The following is a 1,593-nucleotide window of genomic DNA, read 5'->3' as shown; positions in this document are numbered from 1 at the left end:
GGAGGACACGCCCTTCAGCGAGTTGACCAGCTTGGAGACGGCCACCTTGGGCGGGAAGTTCACGAGGAGGTGAACGTGGTTGTTCTCGCCGTTGAACTCCACCAGCTCGGTTTCGAAGTTGGCGCAGACCTCGCGCATGATTTCTTCCATGCGGACCAGGTGCCGGTCGGTGAACACCCTGTGCCGGTACTTCGTCACGAAAACCAAGTGGGCATGCAACACGAACGCGCAGTGCCTGCCTGTGCGGATCCGAGGCATATCGGCCGTAAACCAACGGTACGGTAGACGGGTGAAGGCGGACATGGGTCGCAAGTACCGTGCGTATCCCACCGAAGGGCAGGAGCCGGTCCTGACCGGGTGGGGGCACACCGGGCGTGCCCTGTGGAACGTGGCGCTGGAACAGCGCGTGTACCTGTGGGAGCAGCGCCGCTACACCCTGCGCGCCGCCGAGCAGTGCAGGCACCTGACCGCCGCCCGTGCCGGCATGGATTGGATGAAAGACCTTCCCGCGCAGGCCGGACAGCAGATCCTGCGCCATCTGGACACCGCGTACGACAACTTCTGGAACCCGGAGCACCCGGCGAAGTTCCCGTCCCACAAGAAGCGCGGGCACCGCCTGTCGATCCCGTTCCCCGGGCAGGCCGTCGAGGTCCGCAAACTCAACCGCAAGTGGGCCGAGGTACGCATCCCGAAGCTGGGATGGCTCCGGTTCCGGCTGTCCCGGGTCATCGGCGGGACGATCCGCAACGCCACCATCTCGCGGGACGGCAACGGCTGGCACATCTCCTTCGGCATCCACACCGGGGCCAAGCCCGCCCCGCCGAACGGCAAGCCCGGCTGCGGTGTGGACTTCGGCGTCGCCGCATCCGCCTACGTCTCCACCGAGTCTGCGCCGCGCCTCATGCCGCCGTCCCTGACGAAGAACGAGAAGGCCCGCCTCAAGCACCTTGAGCGCAAGAAGGCCCGGCAGATCACCTACGCCGAAAAACACAACAACGGCAGATACGGAAACCGCCTCCGCCGCACGATCGCACAGATCGCGAAACTGAAAACCCGGCAGGCCAACCGCCGTCAGAACTTCACGCATCAGCTCACCACCGACCTCGCCAAAAACCAAGGCTGGTGCGGTATCGAGGACCTGCGCGTGAAGAACATGACGGCATCCGCCAAGGGCACCGCCGAGAAACCGGGGACCAACGTCCGCCAGAAGGCCGGACTCAACAGGTCGATCCTGGACAACACCCCCGGCGAACGACGGCGCCAGCTCCAATACAAGGCCCGCCTGTACGGCTCGGAGCTTCGGGTTGTACCGCCGTTCCACACCTCCCGGACCTGCGCCGCCTGCGGTGAGGTCGATCCCCAATCCCGCAAGGGATGCGGACGGCTGTTCGCCTGTGTCCGCTGTGGACACGAGGACGATGCCGACCACAACGCCTCGGTGGAAATCGAGGCCCGTGCCCGCCGGACCGGTGGCACGGTTATCAACGGCACGCGCAGCACCACCACGGTGCGAGTCCCGGCCACCGGCCGGAGGCGGATGCGTGAAGCCCTCAAGCCCGCTCACGCGAGCTGAAGGGAATCGCCCTCATTCAT

The 1,593-nt window shown here is 65.8% G+C and carries 2 protein-coding genes; one reads left to right on the top strand and one right to left on the bottom strand.

The annotated features are described in order from the left end of the window. Positions 1-258 (bottom strand): IS200/IS605 family transposase (gene tnpA, locus IE226_RS43560; protein WP_190087079.1); only part of this gene is annotated, 258 nt, incomplete at its 3' end. Here tnpA and IE226_RS43555 point away from each other — a divergent pair. After that, complete coding sequence (locus tag IE226_RS43555; RefSeq protein ID WP_229871988.1) at positions 170-1,573, top strand: RNA-guided endonuclease InsQ/TnpB family protein; 1,404 nt, start codon at positions 170-172, stop codon at positions 1,571-1,573. The two genes, tnpA and IE226_RS43555, sit on opposite strands and share 89 nt — an antisense overlap. The last annotated feature ends 20 nt before the right edge of the window (positions 1,574-1,593 follow it).

Source organism: Streptomyces longisporoflavus (assembly GCF_014649775.1).
GTDB lineage: Bacteria > Actinomycetota > Actinomycetes > Streptomycetales > Streptomycetaceae > Streptomyces > Streptomyces longisporoflavus.
Note: the sequence above shows the minus strand (reverse complement) of the source record. Positions and strands in the feature narration are given on the sequence as shown.